At 70.6% G+C, this 26,505-nt stretch carries 3 protein-coding genes; all 3 read right to left on the bottom strand.

What is annotated here, in order from left to right; translation table 11 throughout:
- Positions 1-161: 161 nt before the first annotated feature.
- The 3 genes from DAT37_RS15755 to DAT37_RS15745 are packed head-to-tail and all read right to left on the bottom strand — an operon-like array spanning position 162 to position 26,500.
- Positions 162-446 (bottom strand): hypothetical protein, encoded by a 285-nt coding sequence (locus DAT37_RS15755; RefSeq protein WP_157978504.1) that lies wholly within the window; start codon positions 444-446, stop codon positions 162-164.
- Positions 443-925 carry a hypothetical protein gene (locus DAT37_RS15750; protein ID WP_109525438.1) on the bottom strand — a complete coding sequence of 161 codons (483 nt, stop codon included), beginning with the start codon at positions 923-925 and terminating at the stop codon, positions 443-445. Before DAT37_RS15750 ends, DAT37_RS15755 begins: the two co-directional genes overlap by 4 nt.
- Positions 926-26,500, bottom strand: coding sequence for an alpha/beta hydrolase (locus tag DAT37_RS15745; protein WP_157978503.1), 25,575 nt, complete (start codon positions 26,498-26,500; stop codon positions 926-928).
- Between the last annotated feature and the right edge of the window lie 5 nt (positions 26,501-26,505).

Below are 26,505 nucleotides of genomic sequence, written 5' to 3'. Positions count from 1 at the left end.
CGACAACTTCCATACTGACACGGTTACCGCGCATCCTACCCACCGAACAGACTGCACGAACTGCCACCGGATTTAGGGGCACGGACGAATCCGATTCGTGAATACGCGATGACTCGGGGGCTAAATCCGGACTACGGTCACGAAATATGTTGTACACGGGATCATTTCGCGCTCTCGTCGGCGAAGCGGTAGTAGGTGGAGCGGCTGGGTTGGAGGAGGGCGCGCATGAAGGGGGCGCCCTCGGCGGGCAGGACGACGCGGCGGTCGTGGCGGGAGAGGACGCCGTCGCGGTAGTACTCGCGGGCGAGGCCGCCCCATTCGTCGTCGACGACCGTCAGGGTGACCCCGCCGTCGTCGGTGCAGGTGAACTCGGCGACCCGGTGCGGGCGTAGGTCCTTGGCGTAGGAGTACAGCACCACCCGGGAAGGGCTCGACGGGTCGCTCATCGGTCGGTCTCCTCTGCGCCGGGTTCGGCGGTGGGGTCGGCGGACTGTGACCAGACCGTCAGACCGTGGCGCCTGCGTTCCTCGCGGGTCGCGAAATCGTTGATGGTGCCGAGGAAATCCTTGGAACTCACCTCGTCGGACGGCTCGTCGGCAGCGGTGGTGAAGGTGAGCTCGTCGAGTTTCAAACGCCGGTCGCCGTGCTCGATCAGCAGGTGTGCGAAATAGTTTCGGCGCGTCTTCCAGTAGCGGACGCTCGTGCGGTCGTCCAGCGGGACTGCGGTGTCGCCGGACTGCACCACGTAGCCCGTGCGATCGGCGTTCACGTAGAACGCCACGGTTCGGCCGAGACATCTGGCGATGAGCCCGGCGGTCGGCGCGGACCGGGTCTCCGGCCGCAGGGTGTGGTGCACACGCCCGGTTCCGGTGTCGTAGAGCACCCACTCGAATCGGTTGTTGCGGGCCAGCCAGATCCTCGCCATCTACCGCACCCCCAGCATCCGGTTGATACGTCCACTGGTCCGGCCCGCCGACGCGATGATCTGCGTCGGCGTCTTGCCTCTCACCTCGTGGAGATATTCGTACGTCGGGCCCACGGGATCACCGTAGTGGCGAATGTTGCGTCGCTCCGCCCAGATATTGAATATGCGTGGCAGCACCGCCCTGGTCTGCACCTTCGCCTGATTCCTCGTGTCGAGCGCCCAGCGGGCTATCTGCTCGGGATCGGCTCCGGCCTCGATCTCGGCCATACCCTGCTCGGTGATAGCGCGGGCGGTGTCGACATAGCGCTGCCGGGCGGCGCCGATCGGCCCGAGCGTCCGGATCGCCCGCCACCAGCCGCCACCGCATCCTGCCAGTCCGAGCGGGTCGACCCAGGTGTGCGGATTGTGCACGTAGGCGGTGGCATTGGCCGGATTCGGCGTCTGCCCCAGCGGATCCGGTGCGGTGTAGGCCGCGGTGACCGGGTTGTAGTAGCGGTGCCGGTTGTAGTGCAGTCCCGTTTCCGCGTCGTGGAATTGGCCCGCGAAACGCAATGCGGTGGCGGCGCGGCCGTTCCACCACGTCTGCCCCCACAGGGTTGCCGACGCCCAGCCCTCGACCGTGCCGGTGCCGGGATCGAGCAGTTCGGTGGGCGCGCCGGCCAGATCGGTGACGATGGCGTGGAACGCGAGGTCGACGACGGTCTGCGGCGCGGTCGCCGCCGACTCGACCGCGCCGTACGCGGGGCCGCTGGTCCGGGTGTACTGGGTCAGCACCTCCCCGTTCTCCGGGTGGTGGGTCCAGCACCAACTGGCGGTCGACGGCACCGAACCTGCCGCGACGGCGTGCTGGAAGACGAGATCGTCGCTGTCCCAGGCGAAGATCACCGATTCCAGCACCGTGCCCGCGCGATCGGTGCGGATCTTGGACACCCGGCGGCCGAACGGGTCGTAGCCGTAGCGCCAGAAGGTTCCGTCGGGGGCCGAGACGGTACGGATGCGACCTGATTCGGTGTGGGTGAACTCGAAGACCTCGGGCCGATGCGACAGCCGGGTGCGCACGATCCGGGTCAGGCGGCCCGCCGCGTCGTACCAGAACCGGCGTCTGCCCGATTCGGTGACGAGGGTGCCCGTCGAGCGCACCCGGTTCGGCACCGCGGGTTCGTCGGCGTCGGCGGCTGTGGCGAGGGCGAGCACACCGGCCGGGTCGTAGCCGTAGTGTTCGTTCGCCGCCGGTGTCCGCTCCGCGGTGATCGCGGTGACCCGTCCCGCCGGATCCACGTCGAATCGCCGCGGTCCGCGCAGGACGTCGTCCGTCGCGGTGGCGTATCCGTCGGCGCGATAGGTCCAGCTGCGTCCGGCGACGACGCCGGACGGATTCCGGACATGCTGGGCGATGATCCGATCGCGGGTGTCGTAGCGTCGCGTGATCGAGGCCGCGCCGATCGCGCGAACGGTCTCGTTGCCGCTCGCGTCGTAGCCGAAACGCACGACACCGCCGGGGCCTGTGCCGTCGTCGGTGGTCGCCGCGCCGAGCAGACCGGTGTCGTCGTAGTCGAAGACGGTGCGCCAGCCGAGTCCGGCATTCGGCACCGCCCTGGTGTCGACGATGCGCTGCGTTCGCCGTCCCGCGCGGTCGTGGGCGCTCGCCACGGTCACGCCGTTGATCTGTTCGGTTCGGACGCGGCCGGTGGCATCACGGGTGAACCGCACGACCGCGTCACCGTTGGCGGCTTCGACCAGTTCACCGTGCCGGTCGTAACGGTAGACGGTGACGCCCTCGTCGGAGTGTTCCTCGGCGACACGGCCCGCGGCATCGTAGATGTAGCGGGTGGTCTGCCCGACGGCGTTGGTCGTGGAGCGGATCCGGTCCGCGGAGTCGTGCGCGTAGGTCGTCCGCGCGCCGTTGTAGTCGGTCTCGGCGACCAGCCGTCCGGCGGGATCGTATTCGTAGCGCCACACCAGGCCCGCCGGATTGGTGACCGAGGTGATCTGCATCTGCGTGTCGTAGGCGATCCGGAGGACACCGCCGTCCGGCCCGGTCATCTCGGCGGGCGAGTCGAGCACCGTATAGGCGGTGGTCTCGACGTTGCCCGCTTCGTCGGTGTGGGAGATCTGGTTGCCCTCGGCGTCGTAGGTCCACGACAGGACCGTGCCGTCCGGATTGCGCCGGGTCAGCGGTTTGCCGTCGATGGTCCAGGTCTGGGCGGTGGTACGGCCGAGCGGATCGGTGACCGAGCCGATGCGGGCGAAGGGATCGCGCGCGTAGGTCCAGGTGCGCCCGCCCGGCGCGGTGACCCGCAGGGGCAGTCCGGCCTGGTCGCATTCGACCGAGGTGACGAGCCCGGTGGGATCGATCACCCGACGCAGCGCGGAACCGGCGGGTCGGTAGTCGTATTCGTAGCGGGTGCGGGAGCCGTCCGGCCCGATGACCGCCGTCGTGTTGCCGACCGGGTCCGACTCGTAGACCCACCGCCTGCCCCCGGGCCAGGTCTCCGAGAGCGGCTCTCCCCACTCTCCCCGAGTGATCCGTGTGACCCCGCCGTCCGCGCCGGTGACCGCGGTGACCGAGCCGTAGCGGTCTCGTTCGAAGGACACGCTCGCGCCGCTGGGATCCACCCGGCGGATCAGATGGTGGGCGGCGTCGCGTTCGAAGGTGCGCACCGCGCCGACCGCGTCGGTGATCTGCCAGACATCGCCGCGGGAATCGGTGCGGAAGATCAGCACTCTGATACGCCCGAAGGTCGGATCGTCGCGCGCTACCGAACGGTTGGCGACCACGCGCGGGCCCGCCGCGCCGAGTTCGTGGACCACCGGCATGTCGCGCAGGGCATCGAGAGCGGATTCGACGTCCAGTTCCCGCGAGGTGTCCAACGGCCGGACCGTTTCGATCAGCGCCGCCCACCGGCCGCCGGGTTGCGCGTCGGCCGACCGGTCCGCGCCGTACACGTAGGCGTTCGCGTAGACACCACCGGTGCCGATCTGCGCGACGCAGCGGCCTTGGTCGTCGTAGCGGTGGTGGTAGGAGACGCCGTTGCGATCGGTCCACGAGGTGAGGCGCAGGTCGGCGTCGTAGGTGTAGCGCAATTCCTCGCCGGACTCGTTCGTCACCGCGAGCAGTGCACCGTCGGCCGCGTACCGGTAGCCCGCGACGGAGACGGCCGTGCCACCCGCCTCCAGTGCGAGCCCGGTCACCCGGCCGGTCGCTGCGTCGGTCGTCACCCGAAGTAGCGCGCCGCCCGAATGGCGCACCGCGGCGACGGCACCCGCGTCGTCGTACTCGAAGGTCGTTCGCTGGCCGCCGCGATGACTCAGCGCCGCGACGGGCGCGATCGCGGACCCCGCCGCGCGCACGAATTCCCGGACGGCGCCCTCCGCCAGATCGCGCACCCGGAATATGCCGTCGGCGAACGACAGCGGACGACGGGGGCCCGACTCCGGGAAGACCTCCACCTTACCGGGTTCCGGATGCGGGTAACTCAGCACGGCGCCGTCCGCGCACACCAGGACCACGCCTGCGTCGTCGAATTCCAGCCGCTCGTCCAGGGTGGACAGCCACCCGGGCCCGAAATGCCTGCCCAGACGCAGTGTCGACAGGTGAACGCGACGAACCAGTAGCGGGAGGGCGCCCGCGGTGCGCAGATCCTCGGCTTCCACCAGGACGGCGCCCGAGGACATGTCGACCGGCTCACCGTCGGTGCACCGGTCGGGCCCTGTCACCGACGCGGCCTCACCGGCGGCTTCGGCCACTTCCCGCGCGGCCGTCGGGAGGATCGGGGCCGGATCCGCGGTCGCCGAGGAGCTTTCGTCCGGGGAACCGATCTCGTCGGCGCTTCTCGAGTCCCCATGCGACGAATCGGGGGCGGCGGGCGCGGGGGCGGTCCCGGCGTTCCTGGCGAGGGTCGCCCCGCCGTTCGGATCGATCGGCATGAGGACCCCCGACCGCGGTTTCGAACCGATCGGATCCAACCAGGTCTCGCCGGTGATCCGGCCGTGTGCCTGGATCTCTCGCAGCCGCGCCGTCGCACCGTCGATGGCGGCGCCCTCGATCCCCAGTCCGCCGAGCATCGCCTCCACCCGGGCCGGGTCGAGCGCCCGCACCTGTGCCACCACGGTCGGCTCGAGGTTCTCACCGAGCATGTGCGCGACGAACTCGGACTGGATCAGCGTCCGCGGCCCCGGATCGGCGCGGGATCCGGGATCGGGCACGGGGGTGAAGGACTCGCGGTCCACCGGGAAGGTGTAGCCGTGGTCGATCGGGGCCACGTGCGGCGCACCGGATTCGTCGAGGGTGGTCAACCAGTTCCGCGAGGGACGATCGTGGGATCCGGCGACGTAGTCGAGTACCGCCGTCATGCTGCGCTCGACCCAGGTGTATGCCTCGACCTGGCGCGCGGGGGCCGCGTCCTGGACGAACCGCATCAGCGAACCGGACCCTTCGGGACCGTCCCACAGCGTGGTCGTCGGAACCAGGCCGAAGCCGAGCAGGTCGTCGAGGCGCGCGAAGGCGACGTCGCGGACGGCCATCCCGGTGGGCGGCAGGTTCATCCCCCGGGTCCACTGGCCGTCCTCGGGTTTGTACACCCAGTCGCCGCCGTCCGGGAACCGCACGAGCAACACGGTGTTGAGTTGATCGAAATCGCCGAGACGGCCGCCGATCTCGCCGTGACCCAGTTCGTGCACCTCGGCCTCGCGGGCACTCATCGTCTCGCCCGCGGGGACCGAGGCGAATGCCGAGCCGACGTAGCCCGGCGCTCCCAGGCCGGGCCAGGCCGCACCGGTGATTCGGCCGCCGTCCCTGATCTCGGCGAGCCGGGCCAGGGCTCCGTCGACGGCGAGTTGTTCGATACCGAGCCGATTCAGCAGATCCACCAACCGGCCCGGCTCGAATTCCCTGATCGCGGTCAGCACGGTCGGATCGAGCGGGGTTCCGAACGCGTCGATCACGAACGGCGAGCGGATCCGCCCGATGCGCGCGCCGCGCACATCGGCCCCGTCGACGAAGGTGAACGATTCCGGCCCTTCCGGCAGCACATCCGGGTTGTCGAGCAGCAGGATTCGCGGCGGCGCGTCGGGTCGGTCCGGTGATCCGGGCAGTGTGCCCCAATTGGTCGCGTTCCGATCGATATGCCCGAAGACGTAGTCGAGCACCGCCGCCCAGTGACGCTGCTCGATCGGATACCGCCGCACCGGAAGTCCCTCGACGAACGGAACGAACTCGCTCAGCGATCCCCGTCCGTGCGCGTCCTCCCACAGGACCGCACTCGGAACCAGCCCCGCTCCGAGCATTCGGTCGAATTCCGACATCGCGACCTCGCGCACCGCGAGACCCGAACCCGGAATGCCGAGGAAAGCGGCTCTGCGCGGGTCGAGTTCGATGCGGTGCACGCGCACCGAACCGTCCGCGAACTCGAGGCGGAAGACATTGCCGAATTCCCCCAGCGGTGACCGGCCCACCACCGGCCCCGGTCCTTCGGCGTTCGGATCGGCCGCCGCGTGCGGCAGTTCGTCGGCGGGGTTCGGCGGGTGATCGCCGTCGCCCGGTTCCGGCCGCGGGGGCTCGGTGGCGCCGATGCGGCCGGACGGCTGCGCCGACAGGTCGAGACCGTGAATATTCGTCGGGCGCAACGGATTTCCGTCTGCGTCGAAGGAGATGGCCGACATATGTGCCACGTCCGGCCCGGACTCACCGCGCCGGTACGGACGCCACCCGCCTTCGTTGGGGTCGCGCACCATGACGACGCCGTCGCGGGCGGCCATCACGTAGGCGTGCGCCCCGACCTCGTCGGCACCGAACCGCCCCCGGTACTGATCGACCAGGATCACCACCCGGGCCGGATCGCGGGCGTCGAGCAGCCGGTCCGCGATGTCGTCGCGCGAAGCGACGGTCTCCAGCCGACCGCCCGCGTAGCCCTCCAGCGCCGCGCCGGACATGCCAGGCAGCCCGGTGTCTCCGATCGGCACCCGGGCCACGGTGCTACCCGTCTCGTCGATGACGGTCCGAATCGATTCGGGGGCACAGTTGTTCGGGGCGACCGTCTCGGCGACCGAACCTCCGAGGCCGAGCCGTCCGATCACGCGCCGCAGCAGCGATCCGGAACCGTCGGCCGTGGCATCGAGGGCGGGTTGCCGGGTGTCCGCGGCCACCAGCAGCCCGCGTCCCGGATCCGACAGTTCCACATCGAGCCAGGCCCGGCCGGTGATCCGGCCCTGTGCCTGGATCTCCCCGAGTCTGCCCAGCGCCGCGTCGATCGCGCGGCGTTCGAGCCCGAGTTCGGTCAGCATCGTCTCGAGTCGCACCGGGTCCAGCGCCCTGACCTTGGCGAGCACCTCGCGCGGCAACGCCCGGTTCAGCGCGTCGGCGACGAAGACCGAACGGAATCCGAAGCGGTCGACCACCGTCGCGTCGGCCGGGAAATTCGCCGCGTCCTCGGTGAAGGAGTGCCTGTCGACGGGGAAGGTCTCACCGTGGTCGAACGGCACCACCCGTCCGGTGTCCGGGTCGGTGAAATAGTTGCGCGAATGCCGGTCGCTCGCACCGGATATGTAGTCGAGTACCGCCATCATCGCGCGGTCGGCCCGGGAATACTCACCGACCTGACGGCCCGGGGCGACCTGCGCGGCGAAGCTCATCAGGGAGCCGACGCCGAGATCACCGCGCCACAGCGTGGTGGTCGGCACCAGACCGAAATCGAGCAGCCGGTCCAGTCGATAGACCGCGACCTCGCGCGGGGCCATCGAGGAGAGGGGAATCACGCTGCCGTACACCGGTTCACCGACGACGGGCTTGTAGACCCAGAGGCTGCCGTCGGCCAATCGCACCCGGAACACTTCGTTGACGTGTTCGTACCGCCCGAGCGGTTCCGGCCTGCCGACGGCCGGGCCGAGCTCGTGCACTGCCCGCTCCGCCGCATCCGCCGGTACGAGCAGGGCTCGGAGCCCCGGCGGTGGACGCCGCACGTCGTGCACGTCACCGTGCCAGGCCGATCCGGTGATGCGGCCCGCGGTCTGGATTTCGGTCAGCCGGGCGACGGCTCCGTCGATGGATTGCCGATCCAGGCCGAGATCACCGAGTACCCCGGCCAGCCGGTCCGGGTCCAGTGCCATGACCTTCGCCAGCACCGCCGCGTCCAGCGGGCGGTTCATCGCGTCCGCGACGAAGCTGGAACGAATTCCGGTGGTGTCACGGCTATCCGGGAACATGTACCCGTTGTCGATCGCGACCAAGCCGCCGTCGGGCGATTCCAGATAGTTCGACCAGCTCCGGTCCCTGTTGCCGCCGACGTAGTCCAGCACCGCCATCATCTGGCGGACTGCCGGATCGTGATCCGCCAGCGGACGGCCCCACGGCCGCGATGCCACGAAGCGCTGTAGGGACCCGGGTCCGCGCGGACCGTCGTAGAAGGTGGTCGGCGGCACGAGTCCGAACTCGAGCAGCGCGTCGAGTGCGTATGCTCCGACCTCCCGGACCGCCGCGCCCGATTCCGGGACGTGGACCTGCGTCGTCGCCTCTCCCGAGACCGGCTTGTAGACCCACTCGCTACCGTCCGAGAAGGCGAGTACGGAGGCCTCGTTGGCATGGCGCAGTGGACCGGGTACCCGCGGCGTGCCGACCGGATCGCCCAGCGCCGCGACCGTCTCGTCGACGTCGACCCACGGCGGCGCCTGCGGTGTCGCCTCGTCGATCTCGAACCAGATGGCCTTGCCGTGGCCCGCCCCGAACGGGGTGATGTCGTAGTCGTCGGCGAGTTGGCTGAGCAATCCGAGGCCGCTGGTCGCGTCGGCCGCCGCCTCCTCGTCCGGGATGACCGGTATCACCGGGTCGTCGTCGAAGACCTCGACGCGCACCCGCCGCACACCCGCTTCTTCGACCAGGACCACGATGATCTCACCACCGGTGTCGGTGTGCTGCTGGACATTGCGGACCAGGGCCACCGCGAGCAGGGCCGCCTCGTGCACCTGGTCGGGATCGGCCCAGTCCACCATGACGTCGCGGACCAGCCTGCGCGCCCGGGTGAGCTGCGCCGGATCGGAGGTGATCGCCATCCTGCCGTGGTCGGGCGGGCCCGGCTCGGGCGGCAGTCCGGCAGCCTGGCGATGACCACCGAGATCGGGCCAGCTTTCGGCGGTGATCATCCCGAGACGCTGGATCTCGTCCAGTCGATTCAGCGCGCCCCGGATCGCCTCGGGTTCCAGTCCGAGGGATTCGAGCATGGCGCGCAGGCGCTCGGGCGGCAGTGCCCGCACCGCGTCCGCGACCGCGGGATCGAGCGGCCGGTTCAGGCCCTCCTCGACGAAACGGGTCGCGCTGCCGCCCACGCGCTGTCCGTCGGGCGAGATCCAGACGAACGAATCGCGGTCGACCGGGAAGGAGTAGTCGTTGTCGATCGGCACCAGCACCCGGGTCCGGGTGCCCCCGTCGGATTCCCACCTGGTGAACCAATTCCCGCCGTGCCGATCGGAATTGCCCGCGATGTAGTCCAGCACCAGCAGTCGATCCTGCTGGACGCGGTCGTAGACATCGGGATGTTCGGATCCGGTGAGCCCCTCGACGAAGGTCATCAGCGAGCCGGGGCCCTCGTCGCCGTCGTACCGCGTCGTCGGCGGGACGAGACCGAATCCGAGCAGTTCGTCCAGACGGGAGAAGGCGATCGCGCGGACCCCGAGACCGGAGGGCGGAACGCCGTACTCGAGACTGTGCGCCTCGTCCGGATCCGGCTTGTAGACGCCGCGATGATCCGATCCGAATCGCACCTCGTAGACCGGGTTGAAGGTGTTCGCGCCGATATCCTCCTCGACGCCGCGGCCCCACCCGCGCATCGCCTGTTCGGCGGGGCTCAGCGGCCACGACTGTTCCTCCGGCAGGCCGATGCCGACCTCGGGCCGGTGCACGCTGGGCGCGAAGCGGTCGACGGGACGGTCGGCGCGGCCGTCGGCGTGGAACAGGATGCCGTGGGCGGCGAGCACGCCGCGGGGTATCAGGCCGCGGCGGTAGGGCTGCGGTGAGGTGCCGAGGGCGCTGTCGTACACCATGACCCGACCGCCGCGGTATGTCATGACATAGGCGTGGGCGCCGACACCGTTCTCGTTCGCGGGCCCGCTGTACTCGTCGACGACGAGGACGGTCATCCCCGGCTGCGCGTGCCGCTTCAACATGGCCGCGATCCGCGCGGGTGAGTCGTACATCCGCATGCGACCGCCGGTCGCCGCCTCCAGTTCGGCGGCGGTCATGCCCTCGGGTCCGATCTGATCGGGAATCCGCAGGTCGGCGTTCGGCAGCAACCGGGAGACGGTCTGCACCGCGTCCCGGCCGCATTCGGGGACACGCTCCTGTTCCCGGCGCGGCGGCAGCCATCGGCGGCGCGGCGTGGATTGCGGTTGCCGGTGCGCCGTCTCACCGGTGACCGTGGAGATCGCGCTCGCGGGCCGCTGGTGTTCGGCGCCGCGGGTATCGGTGCTGTCGAATTCGACCGCGGTGCGATTGGCTTCGGGATCGTTCGGCCTGTTGACCTGGCGCTGCCGCCACGTCGGATCCACCAGCCCCGGCCTGCGCCTGGCGCGGATCATGTCCCGGGGGCGCTCGGCGGCCAGCAGCGCCGCGTTGCGCAGGGACTCCGACGCCCTCGCTCGCGGGCCCGAGTCGTCGAGGTATTTGAAATAGGCCCGGTGCTGATCGAATCCGGCCATCCCAGTCGGGAATTCGGCGGTGACCCGGACGCCCTCGAAGGCGCGGGTGGACGGATCGAGGCCCTGCCCGCGTCCGGCGAATCGGCCGAGGCGCCCGGGAACATCGGCACCGGCCCAGGTGACCGGATCGCCGGAGGACGACGCGACGTACACCGGCACGCCGTAGTCACCCGCGCCGTGCACCGGGCCGACACCCGGCGAACCCAGCAGCATCACCGCCTCCACCGACCCGAGGAACCGGCCGCCCGCCGCCGCGTAGCTGGTGGCGACCGAGCCGTAGCTGTGCGCGAAGAGGTAGTTGCGCGGCATGGCGGCGGATTCGGAACGGCCCGTGAGATATTCGCGGGTCGCGCGGTAGCCGGCCATATCCCGGCGCAGCACGCGCGCGCCTTCCTTGGCGGGGTCGGCGCTGATCGTCTCGCGCAGGATGTCGGAACCGTTGGGCGCGTCGTAGCCGATCCACATGACGGTGGCCACCCGCAGATCCGGATTCATCCGGGTGGTCATCTCGTAGAGGTTGACCGTACTGCGCAGATTGCCCGGCAGTTTGAGCATCGTGGTCGTGATGCCCGGCACGATCCACGACACCGACTGCGCGGTGTCCACCTCGCCCACCGCCACGACCGCCCGCCCGGTGCCACCGAATTCGGCACGGTCGTAGGACAGGACGTGCACCGGTGGGCGGTCGGGTAGTTCGGCCGCGCGGGCGTCGGATTCGGCCAGCGCTGCCCTGGTGGCGATCAGATTGCGCAGTTGGCGCGTCTCGGCGTCGGAGAGCCCGCGCGACGAACCGATTCCGTGCTGGGGCATGCGCGCGAGGAACGCGTCGAAATCGCGGGTGATCTGCAAACGGTTGGCCTGGTCGCGCACCTCGGCCGGGATACCGTCGGCATTGCCGATCTCGAACGGATGCACGCGGATCAGGGCCGCGCGTTCGGCGTCGCCGAGTTGTTCGTGCCACCAGCGCGCGATCCGCTCGGTGTGCGCGCGGGCCTGGCTCTCGATGGTGGCCTCGTCGTACCCGCCGTGCCGGAGCAGATCCGGTTCGATCCCCGGTTCGAGCAGATCGAGCGCGTCGCGGGCGAGGACTCGCTGCGCCTGCGACGGTGCGACGACGGCGGTCTGGGCGGCGGCCGGATCCACCGGGACGACGACCTCGCGGCCGAGGAATCGGACGGTCTCCCGCGCGCCGGGCCGATGCGCGTCGGTGGTGACCGTGGTCCCGAGGCCGGCACCGATACGGCCGAGGTTGTCCAGTGCCGCGGTCGGCGTCGTCCGGCTGCCGTCGGTGAACCAGTAGTACTGGTGGCGCGCGGCCAGCTCGCTGGCGAAGCGTGGATCGACCGGGAATTCGGCGGCGACACGGATCGCGCCGAAGGCCGACGTCGCCGGATCGACGCCGAGCACCTGCGCCTCGCTCGGACCGGCGATGGTGGCCGGTGTGTCCGAACCGCGCCAGGTGAGCCGATCGGAGGAAGCGGTGAGCACGAAGACCCGGCCGGGGCCGAGCCCGAACCGCGATGCGTCGGTGATCGGCCCCACCCCGGGGGAACCGACCAGCGTGACGTCGGCGACCTGCCCGACCAGCCTGCGGCCCGCCCCGGCGAATCCGACAGCGGTCGAACCGTATCCGTGCCCGATCAGGTGGTTGACCGGAAGCCCAGCGGGCCCGGTCTCGCGATGCCCGTTGAACGCCGCGATATCGCGCAGCAGCCGGTGGCCGCCGTCGCGGGCCGGATCGGTGCGCGAATACTCCGACCACATGGCGTGACCGCTCGGCGGGTCGTAGCCGAGCCACATGATCGAGGCCACCGTCGTATCCGGCGCGGTGCGGGCGGTCGAGGCGTAGTGGTTGCGCGCCGCCACCAGACTCGCGTCCATCGACCGGACGGTGGCCGCGAGCCCCGGCACATGCCAGGAGACGTGTTCGGCGGTATCGACATCGCCGAAGGCGATCACCGCGCGTCCGTCACCGTGGAAGGCCCTCGGATCGTAGGCGAGCACCTGCGCGCGGGGGGAGCCCGGCAACGCGGCGGCGTCGCGGTCGGCGCGGGCCAGCAGTTCTGACATGGCGGTGAGGTTGCGCAGCAGGTCGGCGTCCGCGCGGCCGAGGCTCGACAGCAGTCTGCGGACCTCGCGCGCTTCCAGGTCGACGATCGGGCCCGGCACCGAATCCAGCGCCACCGCGTCCCCGGTGAACAGCAGCTGCCGCAGCAGCGCGAATTCGCTTCCGTTCAGGCGTCGCCCGACGATGCGGTGCATGACCTGCGGGATATCCCCGATCCGGGCGCCGAGTTCACGCCAGGCCCTGCGGTGGGCCAACCGGTTGGCCCGGTCGCGCACCTCGGCGGGGATGCCGTCTGCGGCGCCGAGGAACTGCGGATGCACCCGCAGCAGCGCCTCTCGCCCCGCGGTGTCGAGCGAGTCCCACGCCCGACGGTTGGCCGTCGCCTTCGCCCGCGCGTCGGCCACGACGGTGGTGTCGGTGTACTCGCCGTGCGACAGCGACCGGGGCGAGGCGTCCGGGGCGAACAGCGCGAGTGCGCGGTCGGCCCGCGCGACGTCGGCACGGTCGAATCCGAGATCGGTGGGCAGGAGTCTGCCCGCCGCGGGTTCGGGCAGCACGCGGCCGCGGTGGGCCATCACCTCGCGCACCCGATCGGGGAAGTCCGAGACGAGGGCATCGACGCCGAGTTCGATGAGCCGGTGCATATCGGCCGGATCGTTGACCGTCCAGACCGACACCGGCAGAGTCGCCGAACGACTCTGCGCCATCAGGGATTCGGTGACCATCGACCGTTCCGGCGACAGGATCGTCGCCCCGGCGGCCCTGGCGAGCGCCGGGAGATTCCCGCCGGGCGAACGCGGTTTTCCCGTCACCTGCGCCCACAGCATCCGCGCCCGCTCCCGTGCGCTGATCTCCGGATCGCTGCCCATCCACTTCCGGTCGGCGGTGCGCGCGCTGACCAGTGCGACGCGTTCGACGTCCGGCGCGTGCTGTTGCGCGTATGTCAGTACCCGCCAATCGAATCCGAGGATCCGGAAGCGCGCGCCGTGCGCCCGCAGTGTCGCGACCGTCGCCGCGACGAGAGCTTCGACATCGGCGTCACTCCAGCTCGGATCGGTCTTGATCTCGACGGCGAGCGTGCCCGCCCATCCCACTTCACCCGGAAGCCGCGCGACCTCCTCCAGCGTGGGGATACGCGTGCCGGGCTCGACGGTCTGGGTCTCGGCGAAGTCCGAGTGGGTGACGCCGGTGTCGAGGGTGCGGATCTGCGCGGCGGTGAGCGTCCTGATCGGCTTGCCGACGTAGGGATATCCGGCGTCGTCGGGCGTAACCGGGCCGGTGTCGCGCACGGTGTGTCCGTCGACACGCTGTTCGTGGTGGACGACGGGCACACCGTCGGCGGTCAGCCCGACATCGAGTTCGATGACATCGACACCCATCCCCATCGCCGCCTCGAACCCCGGCAGCGTGTTCTCCGCCCACAGACCCCGACCACCTCGGTGCCCCTGCACCTCGGGACCCGTCGGCCCGATCACGGGACCGTCGACCGGGCGGTAGCCCTGGGTTCCGTCGTCGATGTGGGCGGTGGTGGCGGGATCGATCTTGGCGATGCCCCGGATCACGCGGCGCAGCACACCCGCGTCGCCGCGACCGGGCCTGTGCAGTTCGGGTGTGACGGTGTCGCCGAAACCCGCGGCGATCCGGCCGAAATTCTCCAGCGCCTCGCTCGGGTGTGTTCTGGCGGCATCCACGAAGTCGTAGTACTGGGTGTGATGGCGGCTCGGGTCGGCGAACTCCGGTGTGGCCGGGTACTGGGCGACGACGCGCCGACCACCGAAAGCCGAGATGGACGGGTCGACGCCGATACCGAGGAACCGTGACCAGCGCCCCGCCCGGTTACCCCCCACCCAGGTGACCTTGTCCGACGACATCGTCGCCACGAAAACGTTGTCACCCACACCGAACTCACCCGCACGACCCACCGGACCCGCACCCGGAGACGCCGCCAACGTGATCGTCGACACCTCCGACGCCAACCGACCACCACCACCGGCATAACTCGTCGTCGTCGAACCATAACTGTGGCCGAACACATGATTGACCGGGAGCGCCCTCACCCCGTCGGCACGGGCCTCGCGCGCGGCGTTGGCGGCGGCGATATCGCGGGCAAGCCACTCCCCGCCCTGTTCGGCGGGGCCGGTGCGGAAGGCGGTCGAATACCCGGCGGGCGCGTCGTACCCGAGCCACGCGATCGAGGCGACCCGCAGACCCGGATTCTTGCGTGCGGTCACTTCGTAGTGGTTGCGCGCGAATTCCGCGTTCCAGCCCAGCTTTCCCAGATTCGTCTTGATGCCAGGGACATGCCACGACACCGAATCGGCGGTGTCCACGTCACCGAACGCGAGCACCGCCCTGCCCTTGCCCCCGAACGCGGCCGCGTCGTAGGACAGCACGCGCACATCGGGGGTCGGCACATCCGAACCCACCTCCGCGGCATAGCGTTCCGCGTCGGCGAGAGCGGTACTGGTCGCCTCCAGGTTGGCCAGTACCTGTCGCTGGGTGTCGGTCAGCTGCGTTTCCCGGATCGCGCGCAGGTCCGCGAGATCCTGGGCGATGGCCAGCCGGTTCGCCTCGTCGCGGGCGGGCGCGGGCAAGCCGTCGGCATTGCCGATCCGGTGCGGGTACAGATCGATGAGCGCGACCCGTTCGGGATCGCTGAGCGTGTCCCACCAGCGGGCATTGGCGGCGGCGCGGTCACGGGCGGAATCCATGGTCGCGGCGTCGGTGTAGTCGGTGTGCAGCAACCGGTCCGGGGTGGCGCCGGGCGCCCGCTTGTCGAGCGCGCCGCGCGCGACCTCCTCGGCCGTGGGTTCGGTCTGCTCGGGCTCGCTGCGATGTCCGCCCGCCGGTCCGTCGGTGTCGGGACCGTCGGAATCGGGAATCGGCGGCCCGGAGGAGTCGTCGGGGCCCCCGACCGCCTCGGGAACCCGACGTCCCCGGTGGGACATCACATCCCGGAGCCGATCCGGGAAATCCGTCACGATGCCGTCGACGCCCATCTCGATGAGGCGGTGCATCTCGGCGGGATCGTTGACCGTCCAGACCGCGACCGCAATTCCGGCGGCACGCGATTGCGCCAACAGCGATTCGGTGACCATCGTCCGCTCGGGCGACAGCATGGTGGCTCCGGCCGCCACGGCCGCCGCCGCGAGGTCACCGCCCGGATCTCGCGGGGAGCCCGACTTCTGGGCCCACAGCATCCGCGCTCGCGCGAACGCGGAGATGCCCGGGTCGACGCCGAGCCACTTCTGTTCGGCGGTCCGCGCGCTGACCAGGGCGACCCGGTCGACCTCGGGGGCTATCCGGCGCGCGTGGGTCAGGACCCGCCAATCGAATCCGAGCACGCGGAAGGCGACACCGTGTGCGCGCAGGGTGGCGATGCTGGTCTCCACCAGCTGCCGGACCTCGCTGTCGCTCCAACTCGGATCGGTCTTGACCTCCAGCGCGAAGGTGCCGTTCCAGCCGAGTTCCGCGGCACGAGCGGCGACCTGCGCGAGAGTCGGAATTCCGGTGCCGGGTTCGGCGGTCTGGGTATCGGCGAAATTCGGATGGACCACTCCCGCGTCGAGGGTCTGTACCTGCGCGAGACTCAGCTCGCGGATGGGTGTTCCCACGTACGGGTAAGCCTCGTCACCCGGAGTGGCCGGCTCGGTGTCGCGCACGGTGTGGCCGTCGATACGCTGTTCGTGGTGGATGACGGGCACACCGTCGGCGGTCAGCCCGACATCGAGTTCGATGACATCGACACCCATCCCCATCGCCGCCTCGAACCCCGGCAGCGTGTTCTCCGCCCACAGTCCCCGACCACCTCGGTGCCCCTGCACCTCCGGCCCCTCCGGCCGGGTGACCGGACCTCGCACCGGACGGTATCCGTGCGTGCCGTCATCGATTCCCGCGGTCACCGCGGGATCGGCCTTGGGCACCTTCCCGAACACCCGGCGGAAGACATTCGGATCGCGGTCGCCCGGCCGGGGACGTTCGGGTGTGACGGTATCGCCGAGTCCGGCGGCGATGCGGCCGAAATTCTCCAGCGCCTCACTCGGACGCGTCCGGCTCGCGTCCGTGTAGTCGTAGTACTGGGTGTGATGCCTGCGCGGATTCGCGAAGGCGGCGGTATCCGGATATTCGGCGACAACGCGACGCGCACCGAACGCCTCGACCGAGGGATCGATGCCGACCCCCAGGAACCGTGACCAGCGCCCCGCCCGGTTACCCCCCACCCAGGTGACCTTGTCCGACGACATCGTCGCCACGAAAACGTTGTCACCCACACCGAACTCACCCGCACGACCCACCGGACCCGCACCCGGAGACGCCGCCAACGTGATCGTCGACACCTCCGACGCCAACCGACCACCACCACCGGCATAACTCGTCGTCGTCGAACCATAACTGTGGCCGAACACATGATTGACCGGACGGCCCGGCCCGCCGACGCGGACCCTGGCCTCACGAGAGGCGTTCGCGGCGGCGATATCCCGGGCGAGCAGGGCGCCGCCCTGTTCGGCGGGGCCGGTGCGGAAGGCTCCGACATAACCGGCCGGCGCGCCGTAACCGAGCCAGGCGATCGAGGCCACCGTCCGGTCCGGATTCCGGCGTGCGGTCACTTCGTAGTGGTTGCGCGCGAAATCCGCGTTCCACCCCAGCTTTCCCAGATTCGTCTTGATGCCAGGGACATGCCACGACACCGAATCGGCGGTGTCCACGTCACCGAACGCGAGCACCGCCCTGCCCTTGCCCCCGAACGCCAGGGCGTCGTAGGACAGCACGTGAACCGGCGGTGCGCCCAGATCGGCGCTCAGGCCGACCTCGGCGGCCATCCGATCGGCCTCGGCCAGCGCTGCCAGCGTGGTCTCCAGATTGCGCAGGCGCGTGCGATCCGTCCTGGTCGACTCGCTGGAATGGGTGGCGCGAAGGTCGGCCAGGTCACGGACCATGGCGAGCCGATTCGCGTAATCGCGTGCCACCGAAGGGATTCCGTCGGCATTGCCGAGTTGATGTGGGTGGGCGCGCACCACGAGCATCCGCTGCGCGGGGGTCAGCGAATCCCACCAGTGCGCGTTGGCCGACGCGCGGTCGCGCGCCGAAGCGACCGTGTCCGGCGCGGCGTAATCGCCGTGCAGCAGCCGGTCGGGGCCCGCGTCGGGAGCGCGGCGGTGCAGCAGGTCGGCGACCGCCCGCAGTTCCTCGCTCGTCGGCCGCTGGTCGACCGGGAGCAGACCCTCCCGCCGGAATCCGCGGTTGCCGTCGTCCGGATCGGACGGCGTCGGCGGTGCGGGCGGGTCACCGGGGCCGCGTCCGCCGCGATCCCCCTCGCCCACACGCGGCGGCTGTTCGCCCTCGGCCTCGGATTCCGCGACGGCGGGTCGGACCGGTTGCGGCGCCACGACCGGTTCGGTCGCCGAATCCGCTCGGACCGTGGGCTCGTCGGCATTCGGCTGCGCCGTGGGCCCTTCGGTCCGGGTCGCGGTCGAGGACTCGTCGACGGGCGCCCGCGGCGCGCCCGCGGGGTCGCCGGGTCCGTGATTGCGCGAGCGCGGGTCCGTCAGCCGCCGCGGGCCCGGATCATCCGGCCGCCGATATCGGGTCGACCCGTGCTGGATGGCCGCCACGCGAGTGAACTCGGGATCGCGCGGCCGCGACCCGATCGACCGCTGCAACCAGGTCGGGGTGTCCAGCCCCGGCCGATAGGTGCCGAAGGAGACCTCCTCGGCCCGTCCCGAGGCGATCAGCCCGAAGTTCTCCAGGGCCTCGGTCGGTGTGCGGTGCGCCCATTCGGTGTACTGCCAGTACTGGCGGTGCGTGCGCAGCGAGTCGGCGAACCGCGGGATGCGCGGGAATTCCGCGCGCAGACGACGGGCGCCGAAGGCGGCGATGGACGGGTCGGTGCCCTGCCCGCGTCCGGCGAACCGGCCCATCTCGCCGGGGATATTTGCGCCGACCCACGTCACCGGATCGCGCGAACCCGTGGCGACGTAGACGTTCTCGGCGCCGATACCGAAATCGGAAGCGTGTCGCAGCGGGCCCGCGCCCGGCGAACCGAGCAGCGTGATGGTGCTGACCTCGCCCGCCAGCCTGCCGCCCGCCCCCGCGTAACCGGTGGTGGTCGAACCGTAGCTGTGCGCGAAGAGGTGGTTGGCGGTTCGCCCCGGCCCGCCCTTGTCGGCGTAGAAGTCACGACCGGCGTTGAACGCCGCCATATCCCGCGCCAGCAACTTCCCGCCCTGTTCGGCGGGCTCCTGCGACACCGTCTCCTTCGCCATGGTGGAGCCGCTCGGCGCGTCGTAGCCGATCCACGCCACCGAGGCGAATCCGAGGTCGGGATTCATCCGGGACGAGACCTCGAAGAGGTTGAGCGAGTTGGCCATCCGCGCCTTGAGGTGCTGCAGGGTCGTGGTGACACCGGGAATCTGCCAGGACACCGAGTCGGCGGTATCGATATTGCCGAAGGACAGCAGCGCGCGGCCCGCGCCGCCGAATTCGGTGGCGCTGTATCCGATGACGTGGACCGGCGGCCGGGTGACGTTCGGGTGCAGCAGGCCGACCTTGCGCTCGGCCAGCACGAGCGCGCGCTGGGTGTAGACCAGATTCTCGAGTCGCCGCCTCTCGAGGCCGCCGAGTTCCTTGCGCATCCACTGCTCGAGGTTCGCCCCGTCGGGGGCCCGCTCGGCGAAGGCGGCCAGATCCCTGGCGATGGACAGGCGATTGGCGAAATCACGGACGTGGGCCGGGATGCCGTCGGCATTGCCCACCTCGTGCGGGTGGACGAGCAGCACCGCCCGGCGCTCGCCGGGATCGAGTGCGCGCCACCACCGCGCGTTGTCCGCGGTACGTTGCCTGGCCGCCTCGGTCACGTCCGCCGGATCGGCGGCGTGCAGCAGTCGCGTCGACCGCGCGCCTGCGGCGAGCGCGTCCAATGCCCGCCGTGCGGTGCCGCGATCGGTATCGGTGACCTCGGCGACCGTCGGCAGTGGACGTTCGGAGGTCCAGCGGCGACCGGTGCGATCCGGCTCGGCGTCGACCGGGACGGCGCTGTCGGTGTCCGCCGCGCGCACCGCCTCGAACACCCGCGCGACATCGGCGGCGGTGACCACCCTGGCGCCGGACCTGGGACGGGGTCCGTCCTGATCCGCTGCGGCCACCTCTGGGCCGCGACCCGCGGCGATGAGTCCGATATTCGCCAGCGACGCGGTGGGTGTCCTGGTGTGCGGATCGGCGTAGGTCAGATAGCCGCGGTGCGCACCCCGCCGCCCGCCGAATTCCCTGGTGTCCGGGTAAGCGGCGAGCACGCGGCGCGCGCCGAACTCCGCGAGCGCCGGATTGGCGCCGAGGCGGCGCTGCCCGAACCGTCCGATCGGGCCCGGTGTCGCGACCCGATCGCCCGGAGCCGCGACGACGAAGACGTTCTCGGCGCCGATACCGATGTCGGCTGCCACGCGCACCGGACCCGCTCCCGCCGGACCTACCAGGGTGACGGTGGCGATCTCGCCCGCGAGTCTGCCTCCGGCGACCGCGAAACCGGTGGTGGTCGCGCCGATTCCGTGCCCGACGAGATGATGGGCCGGACCGGGTTCCGCGGACGGCAGGATGTGGGCCCGCGTCGCGTTCCACGCCGCGATATCACGCGCGAGCAGGTACCCTCCGACGGCGGCGCGGCGCGGATTGCCCGCCTCTGACCTGGTGTCGGGATGGTCGTATCCGATCCAGACGATCGAGGCGACACCGATCTCCCGGTTCAGGGCGCTGGTCACCGAATGCTGTCCGCGTGCGAACGTCATCCGGTCGCCGAGGTCCTGCATCGTGGTGCGGCGACCGCCGACGTGCCACGACACCGAGGACGCGGAATCGAGATCGCCCAGCGACACCACGATCTTGCCCTTGCCGCCGAAGGCTCTCGGATCGTAGGACACCAGCTGGACAGGCGGGGACCCGACGCTCGCGGCGGCGCGCTGGGCCAGCGCCGCCAACTGCCTGCGGGCGGCGACGATATTGCGCAGTTCGGTCCACTGCTCGGGCGACAGCGGCGGCCGGTTCGAGCCGTCCGCCATGGCGAGGAAGCGTCGCAGGTCACGGGTCATCGCCAAGCGGTTCGCCACGTCGCGGACCGCGGCCGGAATGCCGTCGGCACCACCGATGACCTGGGGGAACCGCACCACAAGCGCCGATCGCTGGATATCGGAGAGTCCGTGCCACCAGGTGGCGTTGTGCGTCGCGCGGTCCCGCGCGGCCCCGACCACGTCCTCCGGTGCCACCGCGCGGTGCAGCATCATGAGCAACCGGACCTGCTGCTGATTCGCCAGTTCCGGGCTCGCGAGGCGACGCAGCAGTTCCTGCGATCGGTGTTCCGGATCGGCGAGTAGTTCGCGCAGCCCTCGTTCTGCCTCGGCCACCGATGCGGCGTCGGCCGGGTCGGGCCGCACGTCGGCGGGAAGTACCGGGACCCGATGCGGGTCGCCGGTGGCGCGCGTGCCGTCGTCCGGTGTGATCAGTTGCCGAACGGCCGCGGCATCGGTCCTGGCGGGAACGCCGACGTCCGCGCCGCGACCGGCGGCGATCAACCCGAAATTCCGCTGCGCCTCGGAAGCGATCCGACCGTCGGGATCGGTGTGGAAGTACAGCTGCGCCAACGGCTCACGCTCGTTGACGCGGTTGTCGACCGCGATCGGGCGGGCCCGGAATCGCGGTGTGGTCGGGTCGACGGTGGTGTCGAGACCGACCAGTCGACCCAGCCGGGCGGGGGTGGTCGCCAACGCGGCCGCGCGGTCACGCCCCGACGTGGCCACGTAGACGTTGTCGCCGATCCGGAACTCCGTCGCCGAGCGCAGCGGCCCCGCGTCGTGGGTGCCGACCAGGGTGATCGTGCCCGCCAGGTCGGCGAGACGGCCGTTGCTGCCCGCGTAACCGATGACGCTCGATCCGTATCGGTGCCCGAACAGGTGATTGGTGTGCCGGGGCGCGGGGTCGTCGGATCGTCGCGCGGCCGCCGCCCTGGTCGCGTCGAAACCTGCCAGATCACGTATCAGCACCTCGGCGCCGCGTGCGGCCGTTCGGCGCGCGCTCGGCAGATGGGCACGGCTCGGCGTCTCGGCGCCGAGCCAGACCACCGACGCCGCCGAGCGTTCCACGTCGGCCCGTGCCGTCGCCTCGTAATGCCCTGCGGCAGCGATCAATTGGTCACCGATGGTTCGCACGGAGGTTCCGCTGTCCGGCACGTGCCACGACACCGAGGCCGCCTCGTCCAGATTTCCGAACGAGACGAGAGCACGTCCCTGACCGCCGTAGCGCAATGCCTCGTAGGACAGCAGTTGCACCTCCGGGACCGGCACGCCCGGATCGAGCGCGGCGGCCAGCAGGTAGGCGCGGTCGAGTGCCCGGTTGGTCGCGATCAGATTGCGCAGGTGATCGGGTTCGGCGCTGTTGAACTCGGGATTGAAGACCTGGCCCATGCCGAGCCGTTCCGGGGTCCGCATCCGGTAGGAATTCAGATCCCGTTCCAGGGAGAGGAGATTCGCGCGATTGCGAGCCTCGGCGGGAATGCCGTCCGCGTTGCCGACGAGTTCGGGGTGCACCCGGATCATCGCCGCGCGCTGAGCCTCGTCGATCCGGTGGTGCCACCAATCCGCGTTCGCCTCGGCTCGCGCGCGCGCCTGTGCGGCGATATCGCCGCGGTAGTTGCCGTGCGGCAATCGCTCGGGGTCGCGGCCGAGCGCCTGGACCGCCGCCTCCGCGTCGGCGTTCTCCTGATCGCTGATCGGCCCGTCGTCGACGTCGGGACGCCCGGCGACAGGATCGGGCGCGGCGATATCGGGTGCGGCGGGATCGGTCTCGCCGACGCGGGAACCGGGACGCAACGGATCCTCGTCGGTCTCGGCGCCGCTGCCCGCGGCGAGTGGACGCAGCAGTTCGCCGTCGGCCCCGTAGAACACACCCCAGGTCGCCTTGGCGTCGGAAGCGGCGGCCGGATCGAATTCGAACGGCTGATCGGCCCGCAGCGGATCATCGACCATGACCTTGCCGGTCTCGGGGTCGAAGTACATGGCATAGGCGTGCGAGCCGACGCCGTGCTCGTCCACTGGCGCCCGCCTCTCGTCGACGACGAGCACGGCTGCCCTGCCACCCTGGTAGCGCAGGCCGTCGGCGATCATCTCGTGTGCCGAGCGCGTCCGGTTCCCGGCGACCGGGGACAGCTCACCGCCCGCGGCCTCCTGGAGTTGTCGCCAGCTCACGCCCTCGGGTCCGATGGAACCCGGTTCGAACAGTTCGATCGCGTCGTTACCGGTCTGCCGCTTGACCCGCCAGAGCGCGGGTTCGGCGCAATTGTTCTCCGACAGCGCGGGCCGGTCGGTATCGGGCGATTCGGTGTCCTGGTTCCGATGCGCGGCAGTGCCCGCGCGATCGGCGGCGAGGACCTCGACGCGGTACATCGCGTTCGTCGGCACACCGTTCGGCGGCTCGCCCCGGTCCGGCAGCGGTGGTTCCAGCCTGCTGAACAGCCCCGACGACGCGTCGGCGACATGCACCCTGACATCGCTGCCGAAATGCCCGGGCCGGATGTACGGGTCGCCGGGCAGACCGCCGAGCACCACGTCGGCGGCAAGGCCCTGGAGACGGCCGTCCTTGCCCGCCGCCTCGGCGACGTCCACGCCGTAGCCGAGCGCGATGACCTTGTTGGTCGTCGGGGTGTCCCGATCGCCGTCGACGGTCCTGACCGCGTCGGCGGCGGCGAGGTCCTGCAACAGCAATCGAGCACCCGCACGCGCGCGCCCCAGGAAGAAACCCTTCCCCGCCCGCAGGCCGCGCGCGGGTGCGTCGTACCCGACCCAGGCGATCGAAGCGATGGACTCGCCCGTTCGCACACTGGCGACCGACGACCGGTACTGCCCGAGCGCGGCGCCGAGACTCGAGCCGAGCGCCCCCACCGTGTGGTTCTTGCCCGCGACGTGCCACGACACGTGGTTCGCGGTGTCCACGCGCCCGAAAGCGACGACGGCCCGCCCCTTTCCGCCGAACGCGGTGGAATCGTAGGCGAGTACATGCACCGGCAGGTCCGGATCCACCGCTGCGGCCTGGACCTGCGCCGCGCGCAGTCCGCGAATGGTGGCGCGCAGATTCTGCAGCTGTTTGCGTTCGGCGCGGGTGAGATCCTCGCGCCCCGCGAGATCGCGGAATTCCCGTGCCATCTGTAGCCGGTTGGCCGTGTCGGAGGCGGTGGGATCGATCCCGGGCGTCCGGCCGATCACCTCCGGATGGGTCCGGATCATGCCCGCCCGCTCCTCGGCGGTCAGCGAATTCCACCACTCGGCATTGGCGCGGGCCAGATCCGCCGCACGTGCGGTCACATCGGTGGCGGCCGGATCGCCGTGCAGCAGGTCGCCAAGTGCCGCGCCGCCGCGCCCCTCGGCGAGTTTGCGCAGCGCGGCGTCGGCGGCCGCGGTCTCATCGACGGTGGGCGGAACGTGGTTCTCCGGCAGGACGCGCATCCGCTCGGCCGCGGCGCGAACCGCATCCGGATCGGTACCGGTTTTCGGGTCGGCATCAGGACCAGCATCGGCATCGGGCACGGTGCTGTCTGCATCGGGCGCACCCGGTATGCCTGTCTCGGCGTCACCGTCGTTCGCCGTTCGGGCGGCACGGTCGGGTGTCGGCGCGCGATTGGCCGCGTCCACTGCCGCGTTGCCGACAGCGACGGGCAGCACGAACCCTTCGGTGGGCAGCGCGGAGTTCTCCGGCTCGGCCTGCGGGCCGACGTCGGTGTTCGCCTCGGCGTCGTCCCGGGTCCGCGCACCGGGATCGGAATCGGCATCGGTCTCCGATCCGGCCCTGTTCCGCTGTGGCACTTCCGAATCCGCGCGATCGGCACGCAGTCCCCCTGCTCTGTCCGCCCCTGCGGAGGTGGGATCGGCGGCCCCGGCGCGCTGGTTCGCGGACGACGGACCCGCCTGCGCGGCCGAACCGGACTCCCCAGCGACCGGTGCCTGCACGGGTCTGACCGCCCCCGGCGACGCGGCAGGCGCGACATGGGACACACCGGCGGCTGGACCGGATGTCGCTGTCGACGGCGCGACACTGGGCTGCGCGGGGGTCGCCGCCGAGGGGGTGCCGCCGACCGGCGCGGCTCCGATCATCCCCCCGGCCGGAGCCGCCGCGGTCATCGCGCCGACCGGACCAGTCCCCGGCATCGCCACCGAACCGTCCGGCGAATTCGTCTTCGGTGCGGCGTCGTTCGTTGTCGCACCGTCGGTCGACGCGGCGCTGGTCGTCGAATCATCGGACAGCGAGCTATCGGCGACGTTCGAGGATCCCTGCGACGACGTCGTGTCGACGGCCGTCGGCGTGTCCACAGCCCCGTCCCGGCTCACCTGCTGGGTGGACGAATCCACGTGCCCCTCGGATTCCGGCGCCTGGTTCGCGACCGACGGATCGTGATTCACGGCCGCGGGCTCCGAGCCCGACCTCGCATCGATCTCGGTGGACCCGTTACCGGTAGCGGACGATTCGGCAGCGGCAGCGGCAGGTGCGTCGGCGCCACTCTCCTGGGCACCGACCTGATTCGACGGTGAGCCGGAATCGGCTGCGGAATGGTCCGTTCGGCCGACCGGCTCGGCGTTCTGACTCGCCTGTCCCGTCGTCGAGGTGTCCGCATCAGCGCCGGTGACATCTGTCCCTGTCGTCCGCCCGCCGTTGGCGGCGGGTGCGCCGGTGTCGGCGACGCCGCCGCCCGACGTGGTCGCGCCGTTGGTCGTGGTGCCGCCGGTGGGAGCGGTGGCGACCCCGGACGGGTCGGCGCTCGCCGGACGCACCGATGTGCTGCCGTCACCGCCCGGGGGCATGGAGCCGACATTCGATCCGGGCCGCACATTCTGCATCGGGCCGCCCGCGTAGTTCGACGAGCCGCGCCAGCCGTGCACCGCGCTCGGGCCGACGCCGGAGAGTGCCCCGCCGGTGAGCATGCGCGGGTCGAGTTCCCATCCGCCGCCGGAGAGGCCGGTCGACACATATGCCGCACCCGCACCTGCCAGTCCGGCTCCGGCACCCGTGACCGCGCCCTTGAAAAGCCCGGCCCAACGCGCGTCCCCGAGCGGGGTGCGATTCATCAGGCTGTGCATGCCATAGCCCGCGCCGCCACCGACGCCGCCCGCCACCGCCGAGATCCAGGCGTTGGTGCCGACCTGACCCCAGTTCATGTTGTCCTGGTAGCCCTGACCCACATTCAGGCCCTGGACCGCCATCTCCTGCAGCGTGCCCTGGATGACCTCGGTGAAGGCTTCCTGAACGATCTCGTAGACGACCTTGGTGATGATCGCCTTCGCGGTCTGCGAGATCGCCATGCGCCCGACGATCGAACCGATCACACTGAGCAGCCGCGAGCCCAGCCAGCGGAACGCGGTCTGGCATGCGGCGATCGCACCGGCCTGAGCCAGCGGCGCGGCAGGGCCGAACCAGATCGAATAGGCGAGTTCGGCGGCCAGCCAGGCCAGCGAGAAGATGCCGTTCAGCTTGTTCGAGCGAATCTGTCCAGCGAAATCCTTCGCCGACGCGCCCATTTGATCGAATGCCTTGGCCAGGCTCTCGATCGACCCCTCACCGGTGAGGAGTTTCGCGAGTTCGCGCTGGATCTGTTCCTTGCCCTCGCCCTCTGGATATGCGACGAGCAGCGATCGAATCGCGGTCTCCGCCTGGGGAATCGCGGAGTCGCGCAATTCGTCGGCAATATCGGTCAGTGCGATGCCGAGTTCCCTTTGCAGGTCCTCGTTGCCCTCGGGCCAATCACTGCCCGCCACCCACTCCAGCCATTGCAGCCAGCCGGGGATCATTATCGCCATTGCCG

The organism is Nocardia aurea, assembly GCF_003123685.1.
Classification (GTDB): domain Bacteria; phylum Actinomycetota; class Actinomycetes; order Mycobacteriales; family Mycobacteriaceae; genus Nocardia; species Nocardia aurea.
This window is presented reverse-complemented; position numbering and strand designations above follow the sequence as displayed.

Coding starts and splice junctions, on each gene's coding strand:
- DAT37_RS15755 (WP_157978504.1), bottom strand. CDS start 446: ATGAGCGACCCGTCGAGCCCTTCCCGGGTGGTGCTGTACTCCTACGCC.
- DAT37_RS15750 (WP_109525438.1), bottom strand. CDS start 925: ATGGCGAGGATCTGGCTGGCCCGCAACAACCGATTCGAGTGGGTGCTC.
- DAT37_RS15745 (WP_157978503.1), bottom strand. CDS start 26,500: ATGGCGATAATGATCCCCGGCTGGCTGCAATGGCTGGAGTGGGTGGCG.